Origin of the sequence: Bacillus sp. NEAU-242-2 (assembly GCF_027853835.1) — a bacterium.
Classification (GTDB): domain Bacteria; phylum Bacillota; class Bacilli; order Bacillales; family Bacillaceae; genus Bacillus; species Bacillus velezensis.
In genome coordinates, this window is the sequence record NZ_JAPNNY010000001.1 from 864,507 (window position 1) to 881,779 (window position 17,273).

General features: G+C 48.2%; 18 protein-coding genes. 5 read left to right on the top strand and 13 right to left on the bottom strand.

Features of this window, described 5'->3' with window-relative positions; genetic code table 11:
• Positions 1 to 9 precede the first annotated feature (9 nt).
• From argF to OWN49_RS03725, 9 genes are all read right to left on the bottom strand, one after another.
• Complete coding sequence (argF, locus tag OWN49_RS03685; RefSeq protein ID WP_063174200.1) at positions 10 to 981, bottom strand: ornithine carbamoyltransferase; 972 nt, start codon at positions 979 to 981, stop codon at positions 10 to 12.
• The gene (locus tag OWN49_RS03690) at positions 969 to 4,064 is read right to left on the bottom strand and encodes a carbamoyl phosphate synthase large subunit (RefSeq protein ID WP_032857786.1); all 3,096 of its coding nucleotides are present in this window, start codon (positions 4,062 to 4,064) and stop codon (positions 969 to 971) included. Before OWN49_RS03690 ends, argF begins: the two co-directional genes overlap by 13 nt.
• Positions 4,057 to 5,115, bottom strand: coding sequence for a carbamoyl phosphate synthase small subunit (locus OWN49_RS03695; RefSeq protein ID WP_156735205.1), 1,059 nt, complete (start codon positions 5,113 to 5,115; stop codon positions 4,057 to 4,059). The genes OWN49_RS03690 and OWN49_RS03695 overlap by 8 nt, the downstream gene beginning before the upstream one ends.
• A 68-nt stretch (positions 5,116 to 5,183) precedes the next feature.
• On the bottom strand, positions 5,184 to 6,341 hold the full coding sequence (locus tag OWN49_RS03700) for an acetylornithine transaminase (protein WP_029973152.1): 1,158 nt from the start codon (positions 6,339 to 6,341) through the stop codon (positions 5,184 to 5,186).
• The gene (argB, locus tag OWN49_RS03705; protein ID WP_176283249.1) at positions 6,338 to 7,114 is read right to left on the bottom strand and encodes an acetylglutamate kinase; all 777 of its coding nucleotides are present in this window, start codon (positions 7,112 to 7,114) and stop codon (positions 6,338 to 6,340) included. The genes OWN49_RS03700 and argB overlap by 4 nt, the downstream gene beginning before the upstream one ends.
• Before the next feature lie 14 nt (positions 7,115 to 7,128).
• Positions 7,129 to 8,346, bottom strand: coding sequence for a bifunctional ornithine acetyltransferase/N-acetylglutamate synthase (gene argJ, locus OWN49_RS03710; protein ID WP_176283248.1), 1,218 nt, complete (start codon positions 8,344 to 8,346; stop codon positions 7,129 to 7,131).
• Between the two features lie 22 nt (positions 8,347 to 8,368).
• The gene (argC, locus tag OWN49_RS03715; RefSeq protein ID WP_176283247.1) at positions 8,369 to 9,406 is read right to left on the bottom strand and encodes an N-acetyl-gamma-glutamyl-phosphate reductase; all 1,038 of its coding nucleotides are present in this window, start codon (positions 9,404 to 9,406) and stop codon (positions 8,369 to 8,371) included.
• A gap of 166 nt (positions 9,407 to 9,572) precedes the next feature.
• Positions 9,573 to 10,115, bottom strand: coding sequence for an MFS transporter (locus tag OWN49_RS03720; RefSeq protein ID WP_176283246.1), 543 nt, complete (start codon positions 10,113 to 10,115; stop codon positions 9,573 to 9,575).
• The gene (locus OWN49_RS03725) at positions 10,112 to 11,548 is read right to left on the bottom strand and encodes an FAD-binding oxidoreductase (protein WP_176283245.1); all 1,437 of its coding nucleotides are present in this window, start codon (positions 11,546 to 11,548) and stop codon (positions 10,112 to 10,114) included. Before OWN49_RS03725 ends, OWN49_RS03720 begins: the two co-directional genes overlap by 4 nt.
• 341 nt (positions 11,549 to 11,889) lie before the next feature.
• Here OWN49_RS03725 and fosM point away from each other — a divergent pair, with 341 nt between their 5' ends.
• Positions 11,890 to 12,312: a FosM family fosfomycin resistance protein gene (fosM, locus tag OWN49_RS03730; RefSeq protein WP_094247889.1), complete on the top strand. Its 423-nt coding sequence runs from the start codon at positions 11,890 to 11,892 to the stop codon at positions 12,310 to 12,312.
• A gap of 109 nt (positions 12,313 to 12,421) precedes the next feature.
• Here the strand turns inward: fosM and OWN49_RS03735 are convergent, their stop codons facing one another.
• Positions 12,422 to 12,730 carry a metal-sulfur cluster assembly factor gene (locus OWN49_RS03735; RefSeq protein WP_094247082.1) on the bottom strand — a complete coding sequence of 103 codons (309 nt, stop codon included), beginning with the start codon at positions 12,728 to 12,730 and terminating at the stop codon, positions 12,422 to 12,424.
• A 62-nt stretch (positions 12,731 to 12,792) separates the two neighbouring features.
• Positions 12,793 to 13,560 carry a prolyl oligopeptidase family serine peptidase gene (locus OWN49_RS03740; protein ID WP_094247083.1) on the bottom strand — a complete coding sequence of 256 codons (768 nt, stop codon included), beginning with the start codon at positions 13,558 to 13,560 and terminating at the stop codon, positions 12,793 to 12,795.
• 120 nt (positions 13,561 to 13,680) lie between these two features.
• On the opposite strand from OWN49_RS03740, the gene OWN49_RS03745 reads away from it, so the two are divergent.
• From OWN49_RS03745 to OWN49_RS03755, 3 genes are all read left to right on the top strand, one after another.
• The gene (locus tag OWN49_RS03745; protein WP_007610550.1) at positions 13,681 to 14,493 is read left to right on the top strand and encodes a Cof-type HAD-IIB family hydrolase; all 813 of its coding nucleotides are present in this window, start codon (positions 13,681 to 13,683) and stop codon (positions 14,491 to 14,493) included.
• Positions 14,494 to 14,578: 85 nt separating this feature from the next.
• The gene (locus tag OWN49_RS03750) at positions 14,579 to 14,728 is read left to right on the top strand and encodes a hypothetical protein (protein ID WP_003155094.1); all 150 of its coding nucleotides are present in this window, start codon (positions 14,579 to 14,581) and stop codon (positions 14,726 to 14,728) included.
• Complete coding sequence (locus tag OWN49_RS03755) at positions 14,728 to 14,925, top strand: DUF3813 domain-containing protein (RefSeq protein ID WP_003155097.1); 198 nt, start codon at positions 14,728 to 14,730, stop codon at positions 14,923 to 14,925. Before OWN49_RS03750 ends, OWN49_RS03755 begins: the two co-directional genes overlap by 1 nt.
• Positions 14,926 to 14,962: 37 nt before the next feature.
• Here the strand turns inward: OWN49_RS03755 and OWN49_RS03760 are convergent, their stop codons facing one another.
• The gene (locus tag OWN49_RS03760; protein WP_003155099.1) at positions 14,963 to 15,424 is read right to left on the bottom strand and encodes a BsuPI-related putative proteinase inhibitor; all 462 of its coding nucleotides are present in this window, start codon (positions 15,422 to 15,424) and stop codon (positions 14,963 to 14,965) included.
• Positions 15,425 to 15,438: 14 nt separating this feature from the next.
• On the bottom strand, positions 15,439 to 16,281 hold the full coding sequence (locus OWN49_RS03765; protein ID WP_003155101.1) for a YitT family protein: 843 nt from the start codon (positions 16,279 to 16,281) through the stop codon (positions 15,439 to 15,441).
• 124 nt (positions 16,282 to 16,405) lie between these two features.
• Here OWN49_RS03765 and OWN49_RS03770 point away from each other — a divergent pair, with 124 nt between their 5' ends.
• Positions 16,406 to 17,257, top strand: a complete 852-nt coding sequence (locus OWN49_RS03770; RefSeq protein ID WP_014304769.1) for a DegV family protein — start codon at positions 16,406 to 16,408, stop codon at positions 17,255 to 17,257.
• The last annotated feature ends 16 nt before the right edge of the window (positions 17,258 to 17,273 follow it).

The following is a 17,273-nucleotide window of genomic DNA, read 5'->3' on the forward strand; positions in this document are numbered from 1 at the left end:
GAATGAGATTCAGCGGTTTTTTTGTTCATCCTGTTTGTAAAGAAGAGCTTTCAGGAGCGCTTTTTGCGCGTGAAGCCGGTTTTCCGCCTGCTGGAATACCGCCGAGTTCGGACCGTCTATAATCTCGGACGTGACCTCTTCTTCCCGATGCGCCGGCAGGCAATGCAAAAATGTATAGTCGGGTTTGGCGAGACTGACGAGTGAGGCGTTGACTTGATACGGTGCAAACACATTCAGCCGCTGCTGCGTCTCTTCCTCCTGCCCCATGCTCGTGAAGACGTCGGAGTAAATCACGTCTGCATCCCGCACCGCTTCCTGCGGATTTTCGGTAAGGGTGATTTTCGCTCCGGAAACAGCCGCCGCTTCTCTCGCGGCATTCACTGCCTCTTCCTCTGCTTCATAGCCTTTCGGCGAAGCAACCGCAATGTCACAGCCCATTTTTGCGCAGCCGATCATAAGTGAATGCGCGACATTATTTCCGTCACCGATATAGGCGACTTTTACTCCTTTTAATTTTCCTTTTATTTCTTGTATCGTTAACAGATCCGCGAGTGCCTGACACGGGTGATACCGGTCGGTCAGCCCGTTTATGACGGGAATGTCTGCATGCTCGGCAAGCTCTTCGACTTTTTCATGCTCAAAGGTGCGGATCATAATGGCATCAACGAAGCCGGACAGTACCTTCGCCGTATCCGCGACCGTCTCCCCCCGCCCAAGCTGCAGGTCGCTGCTTGAAAGAAATAGTCCTGTTCCTCCGAGCTGGGCCATTCCCGCTTCAAAAGACACACGTGTGCGGGTTGAAGATTTTTCAAAAATCATCGCCAATGTTTTCCCTTGGAAAATCGGCTGTATCGGATGTTGTTTTAATAATGAAGCTTCTGTCAGAAGCGCATTGATGTCTGACGGGCTGACATCTTTTAATGAAAGAAAATCTTTGCCGTACAAATGGGTTAATGTGTGTTCCGCTTTTATTGTGTGCATGATGCCACTTCCTTTTGATAAAGATCTTTGAGCGATACAGGCTGAGGTTTGCCGGAGCCGCTTGCTAAAAATGCCTTTACGGTTTCCGGTTCAGTAAAGACCGTCACACCGTGCGTCATGGCTTCGATCCGTTGTTTACGCGCTTCTTCAGAGTGATTGAAATTAATATGGACCGCTTTATCCTTTCGCTCTGCCCATGCCGGGAACGCATCTTTGCATACGGTAAATCCCGCCTCTTGAGCCTGACGTTCCAATTCCGCATCACAGCCTTCCAGATAGATGCTGCCTTTTTTCTCCCAGACGTGCGCGTAGATTTTTTTCAGTGCGCTTTCTGCGTCAAACGCGACACACATGCCTTCTCCGGTCGACTTCATTTCCGGCCCGGGCTTTACGTCCACATCCTGAATGGCGTGAGAAGAAAAAACCGGGAATTTCACTGCAGTTCCGTGCTGATTTTGAACCTCGGGCTTGATGTCTTTAAGGGAAGCGCCGGCCAGCAATCTGGCGGCAAGCGGGATCATCGGCACCCCCATCACCTTAGACACGACAGGAACCGTGCGGCTTGCCCGCGGATTCACTTCAAGAACGAGAATATCCCCTTTGTCATCAATGACAAACTGAATGTTCATAATGCCTTTAAAAGCCAGTTTTACCGCGATTTTTTCGGCGGCCTCTTTTATATTCCGCTGCATATCAGGTGTGACAGACGGACCCGGAAGAATCGCAAAACTGTCGCCCGAATGGACGCCGGCCCGTTCAATGTGCTCTGTGTAAGTCGGCACGAATACTTCATGTCCGTCGGAAATCAGATCGATCTCCAATTCTTTTCCTGTAATGTACTGATCGATCAAAATCGGGTACGGCATGCCCGCTTCTTTTTCCAGGAGCTCTGACATTTGCGCTTCTGAATGAACGATGATCATGCCCATGCCCCCGATGACATAAGACGGACGGATCAGCACGGGGTAGCCGATTCGGCTTGCTTTTTCCGTTGCTTCTTCTTTTGAATAAGCCGTTTCGCCTTTGGCATGTTTGAGGTCAAGATCATCAAGCAGCTGATAAAACAGATCCCGATCCTCCAGCGCATCAAGGGTTTCAAAGGATGTTCCGAGCAGCGGAATGCCCGCTTTTTCCAGCGGTTCAGCGGCATTGATCGCGGTCTGTCCCCCAAACTGGACGATGGCAAAATCAATGTTTTCATGTTCCGCCACGTTTAAAATATGTTCTGTCGTCAGCGGTTCAAAGTAAAGCCGGTCGGCGATTTCATAATCCGTGCTTACTGTTTCCGGATTGTTATTGATCATAATCGTTTCATATCCCAGCTTTTGCAGGGTCAGGACGCCGTGGACGGCGCTGTAATCAAATTCCACTCCCTGACCGATGCGGATCGGGCCTGAGCCGATGATGAGAGCGCGTTTTTTCTCTTTTCGGCTGACATCTCCGTCGCTTTCCCCAAGGTAGGTGGAGTAGAAATAATTCGTCTTGGCATCAAATTCAGCGGCGCATGTATCTACGATTTTAAACGACGGGACGATGCCTGATTTCTTTCTGAGAGCACGGATGTCTTCTTCCGTTTTTCCCGTGAGAGATGCGATCATGACATCCGTGAAGCCTTTTACCTTCGCCTGCTTTAAAAGCGGGACAGACAGATGATCCCCTTCTTCCATCAGCTTGTTTTCCAATGTGATGATATTTCGGAATACATGGAGAAAAAACGGGTCAATTTTCGTTTTGGCATGGATATCTTCTATCGTTTCACCGCGGCTTAACAGTTCCATGACGACGAAAAATCTCCGGTCATCCGGCGTTACCGCTAATTCCCACAGCTGATTGATCGTACAGCCGCCGAGTTCAGGCAGGCGGGTGCCGATCGTTTTCAGTTCAAGGGAGGCCGCCGCTTTTTGAATGGCCGCTTCCATATTTCTTTCGATCGCCATGACCTCTCCCGTCGCTTTCATCTTCGTTCCGAGCGTGCGGTCGGCATGTTTAAATTTATCAAACGGCCAGCGCGGGAATTTGACGATGACATAATCAAGCGCCGGTTCAAAGCTTGCATAAGTAGAGCCCGTCAGCGGATTTTTCAGTTCGTCGAGCGTATAGCCGACGGCAAGTTTCGCCGCCATTTTGGCAATCGGGTAGCCGGTTGCTTTTGACGCGAGGGCCGATGAACGGCTGACACGCGGGTTCACTTCAATGACATAGTACTGTTTGCTGAACGGATCCAGCGCAAATTGAATGTTGCAGCCGCCGACCACATCCAGCGCCGAAATTATCGCCAGGCTTGCGGAACGCAGCATCTGATATTCTTCATCCGTTAACGTCTGGGACGGTGCGACGACGATAGAGTCTCCTGTATGCACGCCGACGGGATCGATGTTTTCCATATTGCAGACGGTGATGCATGTATGATTGCTGTCGCGCATGACCTCATATTCGATTTCTTTAAATCCGGCAATGCTTTTTTCGACGAGGCATTGGCTGATCGGGCTTGCTAACAGCGCCTGTTTAATAAGCGTCTGAAACGCTTCTTTCGTTTTCGCGATTCCGCCTCCCTTTCCGCCTAACGTGTACGCCGGTCTCAGAATAACCGGAAATCCGATAGACTCAGCGAAGCGGAGGGCGTCTTCTTCGTTATCGACGATTTCGCTTTCCGGAACGGGCTGGTCGAGCTCTTTCATCAGAGCGCGGAACTGCTCCCGGTCTTCGCCTTTTTGAATGGTTTCCACCGATGTTCCTAAGAGCTTGACGTGATGCTTCTTCAGCACGCCTGCTTCTTCAAGCTTAACGGCTAAATTCAATGCCGTCTGGCCGCCCAAATTGGCAAGCAGACCGTCGGGTTTTTCTTTTTCAATAATGGCCTCGATGCTGTCGGTTGTGAGCGGTTCAAAATATATTTCATCGGCAAACGCCTCATCCGTCATAATCGTTGCCGGGTTGTTATTGACTAGAATAACGCGGTATCCTTCTTCTTTCAGAGCCATGCAGCCCTGCGTTCCTGAATAATCAAATTCTGCCGCCTGGCCGATGATGATGGGGCCGGAGCCGATGACTAATATGCTGGAAATGGTTGTATCTTTAGGCATGAGCGATTTCTCTCCTTGCTGGTATCACTTTCTCTAGAAATTCATCAAATATCCACTCGCTCTCAGCCGGTCCGGGGTGAGCTTCAGGGTGGAACTGGACGCTTAATACGGGAAGGCGCTTATGAATGAGCCCTTCCACTGATGTATCATTGACATGATGAAATCTGATCGATAGTTCGTTTTCGTCAATTGACGCTTCATCGACGACATAGCTGTGGTTCTGGCTTGTCATAAACACCCGTTTCGTTTTCCGGTCAATGACGGGATGGTTGGCACCCCTGTGGCCGAACGGCAGCTTATACGTATTTCCTCCGAAAGCCAGGGCAATCAGCTGATGCCCGAGGCAAATGCCGAGTGCGGGGAAATCACTGAGTAAAGATGTAATCCGGTTCATGTACGGCGCAATCGCTTTCGGGTCGCCCGGGCCGTTTGAGAGCACGATTCCGTCAGGCTGAATGTCATAAACGGCATCCATCTGCTGATACGGAATGACCGTTACTTTACAGCCGCGCTTTACAAGTGACGAGGCGATTGATTTTTTATAACCGAAATCAATCAGCGCAATATGCCGGTCTCCGTTCCCCATTGAAGTGATGTCTTCAGACTGCGCCAGCTCCGCCGGGTTTTGTGTTCCGGATGCTGCGGGAATTTCTCCTGTTGTTGACACGGCAGCGTTCATCGTGCCGCCGGAGCGGATGGTTTTGACGACGGCCCGTGTATCCACTTCGGTTAAGAGCGGGACGTTCCATTTATTTAAATACTCTCTCAAGCTTGAGACTGCTTCATGGTGAGAAAAATGTTCACACGCTTCATAGACGGCAACAGCCTTGACTTGAGGAATTTTACTTTCAAGGTCTTTTTCATTAATTCCGTAGTTTCCGATCAGCGGATACGTAAAGACGATAATCTGCCCCTTATATGACGGGTCTGTAAGCACTTCCTGATAGCCCGTCATTCCGGTGAAAAAAACAGCTTCTCCAACACAGCGGGCCTCTTTTTCAAGTTCACCGCCGAATGATGTTCCGTCTTCCAATACTAAATAGCCTTTCATCTAAAGCCCACCTCTTGATGAATAATTAATTAAAAAAATGAATTTTTATACTTTTATATTGAAAAAAATTACCGTTTCACTGCCGAATGCGCTTCGATCGCTGCTTTCAGCATACTGACGGCCGACAGCATTTCTTCTTCAGAAACCGTAAGCGGCGGGAGCAGCCTGATGACATTCGGTCCGGCCGGAAGCACGAGAAGCCCGCGTTCCTGCAGATCTCCGATGATGCCGGACACGGGACCTGCGCATTCAATGCCGATTAATAACCCTTTTCCGCGGATTTCTTTTACAAAAGGCCCTGTCAGTTCACGGTTCAGCTGCGCTTTTAAAAAAGAGCCTTTGTCTGCCGCCGCCTGGAGAAAGTCCGGCTGAAACACAATGTCCAAAGTTGCTTTCACAGCTGCCATGGCGAGCTTATTGCCGCCGAAAGTCGTACCATGCGTACCCGGCGTAAAGGCGTCGCCAAGCTTCTTTTTGCCGATCACGGCTCCGACGGGAAAACCGTTTCCAAGCCCTTTCGCAGCAGTGATAATGTCCGGAGAGATGCCGAAGTGCTCATAGCCGAATGCCTTGCCCGTCCGGCCGATTCCAGTTTGAATCTCGTCTGCGATAAGCAGCGCCTGTTTGTCTTTGCAAAATGTCTGTAAGGCTTCGATGAATTCCGGATCGGCGGGATTGACTCCCCCTTCTCCCTGCACCGTCTCAAGCATGACGGCGGCGATATCATCCTCTTTTGAAAGCGTGCTGAATGCCGACGGATCATTGAACGGAAGATAGTGAAAGCCTTGAAGCATCGGTCCGAAACCGGTCTTGATTTTGTCTTGTCCGGTGGCGGCCATCCCCGCATAGGTCCGTCCGTGAAAGGATTGATGGAATGTTACGATTTTTGTCTTTCCCGTTGCTTTACGGGCAAGTTTAATGGCGCCTTCATTCGCTTCGGCTCCGCTGTTGCAGAAGAAAACGAGATCCCCCTCGCTATGTCCGGCAAGCTTTGCCGCGGCTTTTTCCTGAAGATCATTTTCAAACAGATTGGAAACGTGCCATACGCTGTCAAGCTGTTCTTTCACCGCTTCTGTCACCGCATCATGACAATGGCCGAGATTGGAAACGGCGATGCCCTGAATAAAATCGAGATACGTTTTTCCGTTTTCATCCTCTGCGATTGTCCCTTTCGCTTTTTTAATATCGATAGGCCAGCGGCTGTAGGTTTGAAATAGGCTGCTCATGACACGCTCTCCTTTTCTTTGACGATTTTTGTTCCTCGGAAGGCTTGATTGGTGAAAAACGCTCCTTTTCCGTTTACGATCATCACTTCCGCGACATCTTCACTCAGTGCCGATAATGCCGAGTTTACCTTCGGAATCATCCCCCCTGAAATTACGCCGTCATCGATAAGGGCCTGAATTTCTTGCGGCGTCAAAGTATCCAGCCTGCTCTCTCCGTCCATAATTCCTTCGACATCCGTGACAAATAAAAGTTTATCGGCGTGTAAGGCTGAAGCGACGGCCGATGCCGCGGCGTCTGCATTGACGTTCAGCGTTTCGAAATCACTTGTCATGGAAAGCGGAGCGATAACGGGAATGATGCCTTCTTTCATTAATGCGTGAATGATTGACGGATCGGTTTTTTGTATTTCGCCGACTTCTCCGTATTTGTCTTGATTAAGGTAAGATGCTTGAAGGAGACCGCCGTCCTTTCCTGATATTCCCGCGGCTTTCAGCCCGTTTTTCGCGAGTTCGGTTACGAAAAATTTATTGATCGTCCCTGACAAGACCATTTCCGCTGTTTCCAGCACCGGTTTGGTCGTTTTCCGCTGTCCATCGACAAATTCCGTTTCAATCTGCAATGTTTTCAGCATTCTTGAAATGTCCGGGCCGCCTCCATGCACGACGGCAATGTTCCAGCTCGATTGCATAAGCTCTTTTACATTTTGAAAAAAATCGGCGGATAACTCGCGGATTACGCTTCCGCCGCACTTAAAAACGATGGTTTTCTTCATGCCGCTCCCCTTTGTTATGTGCGATAGCTCGCATTGATTTTGATATAATCATAGGTTAAGTCACAGCCCCATGCCCGGCCGCTGCCGGAGCCTTCCTGCAGGCGGACTGCAATCGTAATTTCATCACCTGATAAGTACTCCTTGGCATCAGTTTCCGAAAATGGCTGAGGTTCGTTGTTTTTAAACAGACACTGACCGCCGAGGAAAACTTCCACTTGTTCGGCCGTTACGCTTGCCGCACTGTGCCCGATTGCGCCGATGATGCGCCCCCAATTGGCGTCTGTGCCGTAAACGGCGGTCTTCACAAGGCTTGAGCCGACGATTTTTTTGGCGATAATATTCGCCTCAAGGTTATTTTTCGCGCCTTCGACTCTGGCTTCAATTAATTTCGTCGCTCCTTCACCGTCTCTGGCAATATCTTTGGCAAGGTCTTCGCATACAAGCTTTAATCCCTTTTTAAAAGCCGGCCAGTCAGGGTGATCCTCCGCCAGGCAATCATTCCCCGCGCAGCCGTTCGCCATCACAAGCACCATGTCATTCGTCGATGTTTCACCGTCAACGGTGATTTGGTTAAATGAAACATCCGTAATCTCTCTGAGCGCGTTTTTGAGCGCCTGTTCTTCCACGGCCGCGTCCGTTGTGACAAAGCCGAGCATTGTCGCCATGTTGGGGTGGATCATGCCGGAGCCTTTCGCCGCTCCGCCGATCGTGATGATGTCTCCGCCGATCACCAGTTCATAACACGTCTGTTTCGTCACTGTATCCGTCGTCAAAATGGCTTCTTCAAATGCTCCGGACACTGACGGCGCTTGACCGAGCTGTTCAATGCCCGCCTGAATTTTTTTCATATCTAAAAGCTCGCCGATCACCCCGGTTGACGAAACCGCAACAAGCTCCGGCTCAATGCCGAGCTGGCTCGCGAAGCCGTCCCGCATTTCATAGGCGTCCTTTAATCCTTGGTCTCCCGTACAGGCGTTGGCAATCGCGCTGTTGACAATAACCGCCTGAAGCACGGCCTCTTTTTTTAAGCTCTCTTGCGTCACTTTCAAGGGCGCTGCCTGAAAATGGCTCTGCGTATATACCGCCGCACTGACTGCAGGCGCTTCGCTGATAATCGCTCCGAGATCTTTTTTTGAATAGCGCAGGCCGCAGTGCACGCCCTTTGCCTCAAACCCTTTCGGCGAGGATACGCCGCCTTTTATTTTCGTGATTTCCTCACTCAGCTGAATCATATTTTCGAATCCCTCTTTCGTTCTATGGATAGACTGGCGTCATCGTAAGTCCCGTTTCTTCCTGCCAGCCATTCATGATATTTAAATTTTGAACCGCCTGCCCTGCGGCGCCTTTCATCAGATTATCTATGACAGAAACGATGGTGGCACGGTTTGTTCTCTCATCCACGGTGACACTGATATCACAAAAATTGCTGCCGTATACCTCTTTCGTCGCCGGAAATTCACCTTCCGGCCTGATTCTGACAAAATATGAATCTTTGTAGAATTCGGAATACAATTCTCTTACCTGTGCAGCAGACATACCCGGAGGGGCGTCGGTATACATCGTCGCCATAATGCCCCTTGTCATCGGCGCCAAATGAGCGGAAAACGTGATCGGGCCTGTGCCGGGCTGCCATGCCGCCAATTGCTGTTCAATTTCCGGAGTATGCTGATGCTCATTAACCTTATAAATTTTGAAATTATCATTCAGCTCAGAATAATGAGTGCCCATGGATGCTTTTCGGCCGGCACCGGATACGCCTGTTTTCGCATCAACAATCAGAAATGAATCTTGTAAAAACTTATTTTTCGCCAGCGGGGCGAGCCCGAGCAGCACAGCCGTCGGAAAACATCCCGGATTGGCAATCAGCTTAGCAGTCTGAATCTCTTCTTTTTGCAGTTCGGCTAAACCGTAAACCGCGCTTTGAAGCGTTCCTTTCGGCGCGGCCTTCCGCTTATACCACTTTTCATACACGGCCGGGTTTTGAATCCGCAGATCACCGGATAGATCAATGACCGGGATGCCCGCCTCCGCCAGCTTGGGCGACCACTCTCCGGAAACGCCGGGCGGCGCGGCTATAAACATGACATCAATTTCGTTTCGAATCGTTTCTATATGAAGCGGCTGAAGTGATTGTGACGCTATATTCCTCAAATGCGGATATGAAGCGGCATATTCTTTCCCTTCGTCGCTCGATGAATATAATATACAATCTTCTGTATAAGGGTGATGGTTAAGAATCCTGACAAGTTCGGCGCCTCCATAACCAGTCGCGCCTATAATACCTATTTTCAACGGGTTCACCTTCTTGGTTTTTGTGAAATTATTTAACATTATAACATGAATAAAAATTAATTCAATTGTATATTTAATATTTTTTCATTCATTTTCCATCGGTTTTCGCTGACAAAAAACCCCCTCTCGATCGAGGGGGTTTCATAAGAAAAACAGGCTGATCGGATCAGTCTGTTTTTTTCAGCATCATCAGCCCGCTTATAAAAAACTGCACGGAGCTGGCGTAAAAAATAATATAAACCGTAAAGAAATCAGCGAGAAACCCGCCGAGAATAATGGCGGCAGCGGAAAATACGGCCGTCCAGAAATGATAGCTGCCGACTTTTTTCCCCCGCTCCCCGCCGTCGGTGTAATCGGCGATCATGATTTTCTCGCCGTGTTTTTGCATGGCGCCGAAGAGGCCCAAAAGCACCTGCACAACATAAACCTGGTGCACGCCGGTAATATGCGGGAGCGTCAGAAGAAGCACCGCCATCCCCCACGAATTCGCCATCAGGAACCAGCGGGGATCCAGTCTTGCCGACAGCCGGCCGAGCAGCGGATGAATCAATGCGCCGCTCAGGCCGAACAAGCCGTATGAGAGACCGAATTGCGTGTAGCTGGAACCGATGTTTTTAATAAATAAAATATAAAACGGAAAGATCAGGCTGCCGGCAAAAAAGACACTGCTCTGAGACAGGATCAGCCATTTTAAATGGTTGTGTTTCATGATTTGTACCTCTGATAAAAATAATTCATAAACAAGTCATCGGGATCATATTTGTGTTTTTTCCGAAAGAACGTATCGCTTTTCGGATATGCCTCGCGCATCTGCTCTTTCGTTTGATACAGCATATACGGCAGATAATAACTGCCGCGGTGGCACAATGCCGTATCCGTCATTTTTCTGACAATCCGCGCTGTACTCGCCTGGCTGTCTTTTGAAAACCCTTCATTGATTAAAAGAACGAGTGAAAACATGTCTTCCTTTGCGTATGACAGATCGGCTTTTTCATTTTTTTGCACGTAGCGGATCGTAATATTTACGAGATTGAGCTCTTCATGTGACAGCGTCTTGCGTAAATCATGAATGTACGGCGCAAATTCGCCGACGGGCACGAAGTATTCTTGAAGCACGTCGGTGTTGTCCGTGTTTTCATATTCCAAAAACTTCGATTCTGACCGCATGACATTGTTCCTGGAGACTTTCACACCGTTTTGGCTGAGAAAATAAGACTGCTGGGTGGACCAGAACCAATTTCTTCCCCAGTCATACCGGCGGGAGAGGCCGAGCGCGAATTTCGTCAGCGCCAGATGCTCATCTTCTTTCAGTTCATTGTGCCGCTTTAATTCTTTCTGGTTGTCTGAGAGTGTGTAATCAGTCACATACATATCGTGTAAAAAGCCTTTATCCCCTGTTGCGATCCGCGCGAGATGCATGCGCACGGCGGGGTTGCGCTGAACATGCTGCGTAAAATATTGACTGTATGTATCAGCGTTCATGCGTTTCGTTTTCATTTCATAAAGCTCATCATCCGTCAGCTCAATATCCGCGTCAAGGATGACCCCGAACAGGCCGTAGCCGCCGATGACGGCTGAAAACAGGTCATCTTTCGGAGTAACGGTGATGACTTTGCCGTCCGCCTTTAAAAGATGAAACGATTTGACCGTATCAATCAGCGAACCGTACCGGATATCCCGGCCGTGGGCGTTGGCGCTCAGTGAGCCCCCGATCGTAAAAATGTTTTGCGATTGCATGACTTTTACCGCGAGCCCGTACGGATTGACATAGCGCTGAATATCATTCCACGTCGCTCCCGCCTGCACTCTGATGATTTTTTTCTTTCGGTCGAGACCGAGTATTTTGTTGTAGCCCGTCATGTCGAGAACGATACCGTCTTCATAATACGTCTGGCCGCCCATTGAGTGCTGGGCGCCTGCGATTGAGATCTTCAGATGCTTTCTCTTTGCTTCCTTAATCGTTTCGACCAATGTTTCTTTCTCTTTTCCTTTGACCGTCTGCTTAATTTTCACGGGCATGAGACGGCTGACATCCGTCATTGTCCCTGCCTGCCGCTCCGGCTCTTTGTGAAAGGCGGAAACAGCGAACAGCGCCGTATAAACAAGAATGCTAAGGATAATGAGAAGTAATTTTTTCTTCATGGGTTCCTCCCTCGCATGCAGCCGGTCTATTATATCATGCCTCCGTCCGTTTTTTTCCTTTTTAACCCGATACCGCAAAAACCCCCGAATGGCGGGAAACTTGGTTTTTTTAGTGACTTGCCCTTCTTTCCGCACGCCGGTCTGCAGCGACAAAGCAGACAAAACGGGCCCCGGCAGAATCATGTTTAGTACAGTTCAAAACGGTCATCCGGAAAACACCGGGCATAAAAAATACACAGAAATCCCTAAAAATGATTTTTAGTCAGTATATAATCGATATATATGCAGATGTATTACCAAAGGGATTGTTTAAAACAAAGATGTTAAATGAGGTGGGGAAAATGAACATAAAAGGGATCAATCATCTTCTTTTTTCTGTTTCAGATTTGGAAAAATCAATAGAATTTTATGAGAAAGTATTTCATGCACAACTTCTGGTTAAAGGACAAAAGACAGCATATTTTGATCTGAACGGGCTTTGGCTTGCACTTAACTTAGAGGCGGATATACCAAGAAATGAAATACATAAATCCTATACGCATACAGCCTTTACAATTGACCCAAAAGATTTTGATGCAATACATCAAAGGTTAAAAAATCTAAATGTAAATATATTAAATGGGCGTCCTAGGGATAAGCAAGATCAAAAGTCAATTTATTTTACTGATCCCGATGGACATAAATTTGAATTCCACACAGGTACACTCCAGGACAGACTGTCCTATTACAAAAAAGATAAACCTCATATGAAATTTTATATATGAGGATTTTGTTTGCGATCCAAAACAAGCCCTCACCGTCGCTTATATGCAGACAAAAGAAAAGCACCTCCAAACTTTAGGATGTACCTAAAATCCGAGGTGCATTTTCTTATTACTGAATCCCTAATGCGATTTTTGCGTAGCGTGACATTTTGTCTCTTGTCCACGGCGGATTCCAGACGATGTGGACTTCCGTCTCTTTTACATCCGGAATGTCGGCGAGCGCTTTTTTCACCTCGTCGACGATGATCGGAGCGAGCGGGCACCCCATTGATGTCAGTGTCATCGTAACGTGCGTCAGGCCGTTGTCATCCATATCAACGTCGTATACAAGACCGAGATTGACGATATCGACGCCGAGCTCAGGGTCAACAACCTGCTCCAAGGCGCCCATGATGTTTTCTTTTAATGCTTCTTCCACGTTCCATCACTCCTTTTTCCTCAGTATAACGTAAAAGCGGGTATTGTTAACACCTTTGTGCTTTATAAATGCTTATCGAACCAGGCGACGGTTTCTAAAACGGCGTATCTCGGGACTTTATGATCAGCCCGTTCGTCTTTCAGAAACTGAAGATGGTCAGGCCGGCTGCTGTAATGAGGTTTAATCGTTTCATAAAAGCCGCGGGTCGGTGCATACGGAACGACTTTGTCTTGAACGCCGTGCCAGAACAGCAGCGGGCGGCTGCGGAGTTTTTCCGGTTCCAGACTGAGATCGAACGGTTTGAGCCGCGCAAACAGTTCGTCGACCTGTTCTTTTGTGACGTCAATGTCGATGTCCTGCTTTTGAATGTGGTCAATCTGCTGCTGAAAAAATGCCGTATAGTTCGGGCTTCCCATCAGACTGACGCCGGCTTTGACCCAATCATACGCGGCCATCGCGCCGAATGTCGTAATTCCGCCCATTGACGTCCCCGCAAGACCGATCCGCCCGTCTTCAATCAGACCGCGCGCTTCAAAATCCTTTTTCAGCACGTCAAGCTCCTCGATTTCATTTAAGACAATGTCCCAAAAATGGACGGCGAGCTCTTCTGCTGACAGCTGTTCAGCGCGTTCACCGTGGTAAAGAGCTTCCGGCAGCACGGCTCTGAAACCCTTTTCAGCAAGCAGGTAAGCGAAATGAAGATTATGCTCCTTCGCGCTTGTAAAACCGTGAATAAAGAAAACAAGGGGAGCGGGATGGTCCCGATTTTCTTCTTTTACAATATGTAAAAACGGAATGCCTGATACAGTTTGATGATCAATAAGAATCACGTTGACTCCCTCCTTAGGATAACCATAATCATAAGTGTAACATGTAGACAATAAAGATGGTAAAAAGCTACACTGTACATAAGAGAAAAACAGCAAATTATATGACAAAAGGAGTTATTTATGGAGACAAAACCTTACCTCATCGCCTTAGATCTGGATGGAACCTTATTAAAAGATGATAAAACCATTTCCCCTGAAACGGCACGGACGATTCAGACGCTGAAAGAAGCGGGCCATCATGTCTGCATCTCAACCGGCCGCCCTTTCCGTTCCAGTTCGATGTATTATGACGAGCTTGGGCTGACAACGCCGATTGTCAATTTTAACGGAGCGTTTGTCCACCACCCGAAAGACGAGTCATGGGGACGCTACCACACGTCTCTATCTGTCGATGTGGTCAGACAGCTTGCCGAACTTACAGAGACCTATCAAATACATAATGTGCTCGCTGAGATCATTGATGATGTGTACTTCCACTATCATGATGAGCATTTAATTGAGGCGTTTCATATGAATACGGCGAATGTCACATTCGGCGATCTGCGCGAAACGGTCCAAGAGGATGTGACGTCCGTATTGATTCACGCGAAGGAAGAGGACGTCGCGGACATACGCGCGCATTTATCTGATGTGCACGCCGAGGTCATTGACCACAGAAGATGGGCGGCTCCTTGGCATGTGATTGAAATTATTAAACACGGGATGAATAAAGCGGTCGGCCTGAAGAAAATCAGCGACTATTACCAAGTGCCGAGAGAACGGATCATCGCGTTCGGCGACGAAGACAACGATCTTGAAATGCTCCGATTTGCCGGGTGCGGCGTAGCGATGGGAAACGGCACGGATGAAGTCAAACAGGCCGCCGATCGCGTCACGGGTTCAAATGAAGCGGACGGAATCGCCGAATTTTTAAAATCCTATTTCTCCCTGTGAGGTTTTCCCGCTCATAACACAAAGCCTTCCGCCCATACTAAAACAGACGACTCATCTCGTCTAAATATGGAAGGGGGACATTGCAATGGGTAAACGAAACAAATCAAAACGGTTTATTCAGCAAGGCAAGGACTCTGTCAGTCTTCATGACGCAAGATTTCCATATCGGTCTACATTAGAGGAAGCACAGCATGATGCAGCAAAAGATTCGGCTGAAAGGCAGGTTGACTTTTAATGAGAAACGAACTGTTTTCTCAAGCCAAGTCATTTGTCCAGCAGGCCGTCATGATTGCTAACGGTTTCGAGGACGGCGACCAGGAAAAAGCTGTCTCACGCGCCAAAAATGCCGTGTCTTCCGCGTACGCCAATTCGACGGATGCAGAACGTCAGCAGCTGCACCAATTTCAGGATCAGCTGGAGAAATTGCAATAAAAAAAGGCGCCCCGTTTGAGATGAGGGCGCCACTTTTTTATTTTACTTCAAATGTTTTTACCGTTTTCAGTCTTTTTCCGATCTGATCGGACTTCCCTAAAAACGTCACCGTCACCGTGTATGTTCCCGGACCGGGCACGTTCTTCCACACATCTGAAAAGTCATACGTTTCATTCGGCATTAAGGTCACGGTCTGAAACGCCTGGGTAAACATTTTGTCTTTTGAATAGCGGTACAGTTCTTTGTGATGTTGGTCATGTACGGTCAGTTCGAATTTCTGCCCTGAGCTGAATGTGAAATCGATCGGGCTTTCGCTTTTGTTTTTTAAAGACATTTGAAATTCGATCTGCTGATCTGTCTGCACAGGATTTACGGCTAATTCCGCTTGCTGTTCATTCATCTCTCCGGATACCTCCTCAGCGGGCTCCTTCTGCCCGGATTGACTGCTGCATCCGATCAATAAAATGACCGGTAATAACAGGCCAAACAGCCACTTCATTCTATCCGCTCCTATCAGTCTTTTCTGAAGAAACCAAAGATCCCCGTCGTTTGCACGATGTTTGTGAAGGCTTTCGGGTCGACTTCTTTCACGATTTTCTCAAGGTCATACAATTCGTACCGCGTGATGACGATGATCATCATTTCTTTCTGTTCGTTTGTGTAAGCGCCTTTTGCCGGCACCGTCGTAATGCCTCGGACCATTTTCCCGTAAATCGCTTCTTTGATTTCATCAGCTTTTTTTGTAACGATCATGGCGGTCAGTTTCATGTGGCGCGTGTGAATGGCGTCAATCACCCTTGTTGTGACATACAGAGCGACAAGGGTATATAATGCTTTCTCCCATCCTTGCAATAATCCTGCCGTCAAAATGATAATCCCGTTCAAAATGAAGAAATATGTGCCGACCGGTTTATCCTTCCATTTGGCCAGCACCATCGACACGATATCAAGACCGCCTGTCGAAGCGCCGAATTTCAGCGTTAAACCGATGCCGATAGCTGAGATGACTCCTCCGAATACGGTATTCAGAAGAATATCGTGTGACAGTCTCATTTCCGGGAGAATCCCCATAAAGACGGACGTCAGCGCTACGCTTAATATGCTGTACACGGTGAATGATCTGCCGACTTTCAGCCATCCTAACACACCGATGGGAATGTTTAAGAGGAACATGAGAACTCCTGTCGAAATATAAAAGGGGGCGTATTGATCAACGACGCTTGACAGCAGCTGGGCGACACCGGTAAAACCGCTGGCATATACATTCGCCGGTATCAGGAATAAATTCAGTCCCGCCGCATACAGAAACGCGCCGATGACGACGATTGCTAATTTTTTTACTTGTTCTAGTACCATGGCTTGCTCCTCCGCTCATTTTCATTATTAGCTTTTCCCTTAAAATAAAGTTTTGAACACTATTTTGCCAAATTTATATGATATAGTTGGCATACTCTCACCAACCGGAAAGAAGGGAATTATGATGACAGTTCACCTTATTGCTGACAGCGCCTCTGACCTGCCGAAATCTTATATTGAAGAAAACCGGATCGGGTTCATTCCGCTGCACGTAACACTTGACGGAAACGAATATGAGGACGCAGTCACCATTCAGGCGGATCATATCTTTCAAGCGATGCGGGACGGGAAAGTTCCGAAAACATCCCAGGCATCACCGGATACGATAAAAAAAGTATTTTTACAATACGCGGAACTGGGAGAACCGGCGATATACATCGCCTTTTCCTCAGGTCTTTCCGGCACCTATCAGACGGCCGTAATGATCGCCAATGAAGTAAAAGAGGAATTTCCCGATTTTGATTTACGGATTGTAGATTCCAAATGCGCTTCACTGGGCTGCGGCCTCGCGGTGATGCACGCGCAAACACTCTGTGTTAACGGGAATACAATACAAGAAATCGAAACGTCTGTAAAGAACTTTTGCGCACGGATGAAACATATATTTACGGTCGATGACGTCGCTTATCTCGCGCGGGGCGGCAGAATTTCAAAAACGTCCGCTTTTGTCGGGGGGCTTTTGAACATCAAACCGATTCTGCATGTGGATGACGGCAGGCTCGTGCCGCTCGAAAAATTGCGCGGACAGAAGAAACTGTTTAAACGGATTATAGAAATGATGAAGGAAGAAGGCGGCGATTGGGCGGATCAAACCGTGGGAATCAGCTATGCAGATAATGAAGAGACGGCGATTGGGATGAAGGAAATGATTGAAGAAGCGTTCCATCCGAAAGAGATCATTCTTCATTCAATCGGCTCTGCGATCGGCGCCCACTCCGGGCCGGGCACGCTCGCGATTTTTTTCCTGAAGCCATAATTTCAATGCGGGCGGG

Excerpts from the sequence above, each read along its gene's own strand:
- argF (WP_063174200.1), bottom strand. The coding sequence starts at position 981 with ATGCACACAATAAAAGCGGAACACACATTAACCCATTTGTACGGCAAA.
- OWN49_RS03725 (WP_176283245.1), bottom strand. The coding sequence starts at position 11,548 with ATGAAGAAAAAATTACTTCTCATTATCCTTAGCATTCTTGTTTATACG.
- fosM (WP_094247889.1), top strand. The coding sequence starts at position 11,890 with ATGAACATAAAAGGGATCAATCATCTTCTTTTTTCTGTTTCAGATTTG.
- OWN49_RS03745 (WP_007610550.1), top strand. The coding sequence starts at position 13,681 with ATGGAGACAAAACCTTACCTCATCGCCTTAGATCTGGATGGAACCTTA.
- OWN49_RS03770 (WP_014304769.1), top strand. The coding sequence starts at position 16,406 with ATGACAGTTCACCTTATTGCTGACAGCGCCTCTGACCTGCCGAAATCT.
- OWN49_RS03760 (WP_003155099.1), bottom strand. The coding sequence starts at position 15,424 with ATGAAGTGGCTGTTTGGCCTGTTATTACCGGTCATTTTATTGATCGGA.
- argB (WP_176283249.1), bottom strand. The coding sequence starts at position 7,114 with ATGAAGAAAACCATCGTTTTTAAGTGCGGCGGAAGCGTAATCCGCGAG.
- OWN49_RS03750 (WP_003155094.1), top strand. The coding sequence starts at position 14,579 with ATGGGTAAACGAAACAAATCAAAACGGTTTATTCAGCAAGGCAAGGAC.
- OWN49_RS03695 (WP_156735205.1), bottom strand. The coding sequence starts at position 5,115 with ATGAAAGGCTATTTAGTATTGGAAGACGGAACATCATTCGGCGGTGAA.
- OWN49_RS03690 (WP_032857786.1), bottom strand. The coding sequence starts at position 4,064 with ATGCCTAAAGATACAACCATTTCCAGCATATTAGTCATCGGCTCCGGC.
- OWN49_RS03755 (WP_003155097.1), top strand. The coding sequence starts at position 14,728 with ATGAGAAACGAACTGTTTTCTCAAGCCAAGTCATTTGTCCAGCAGGCC.
- argJ (WP_176283248.1), bottom strand. The coding sequence starts at position 8,346 with ATGATTCAGCTGAGTGAGGAAATCACGAAAATAAAAGGCGGCGTATCC.
- OWN49_RS03765 (WP_003155101.1), bottom strand. The coding sequence starts at position 16,281 with ATGGTACTAGAACAAGTAAAAAAATTAGCAATCGTCGTCATCGGCGCG.
- OWN49_RS03700 (WP_029973152.1), bottom strand. The coding sequence starts at position 6,341 with ATGAGCAGCCTATTTCAAACCTACAGCCGCTGGCCTATCGATATTAAA.
- OWN49_RS03720 (WP_176283246.1), bottom strand. The coding sequence starts at position 10,115 with ATGAAACACAACCATTTAAAATGGCTGATCCTGTCTCAGAGCAGTGTC.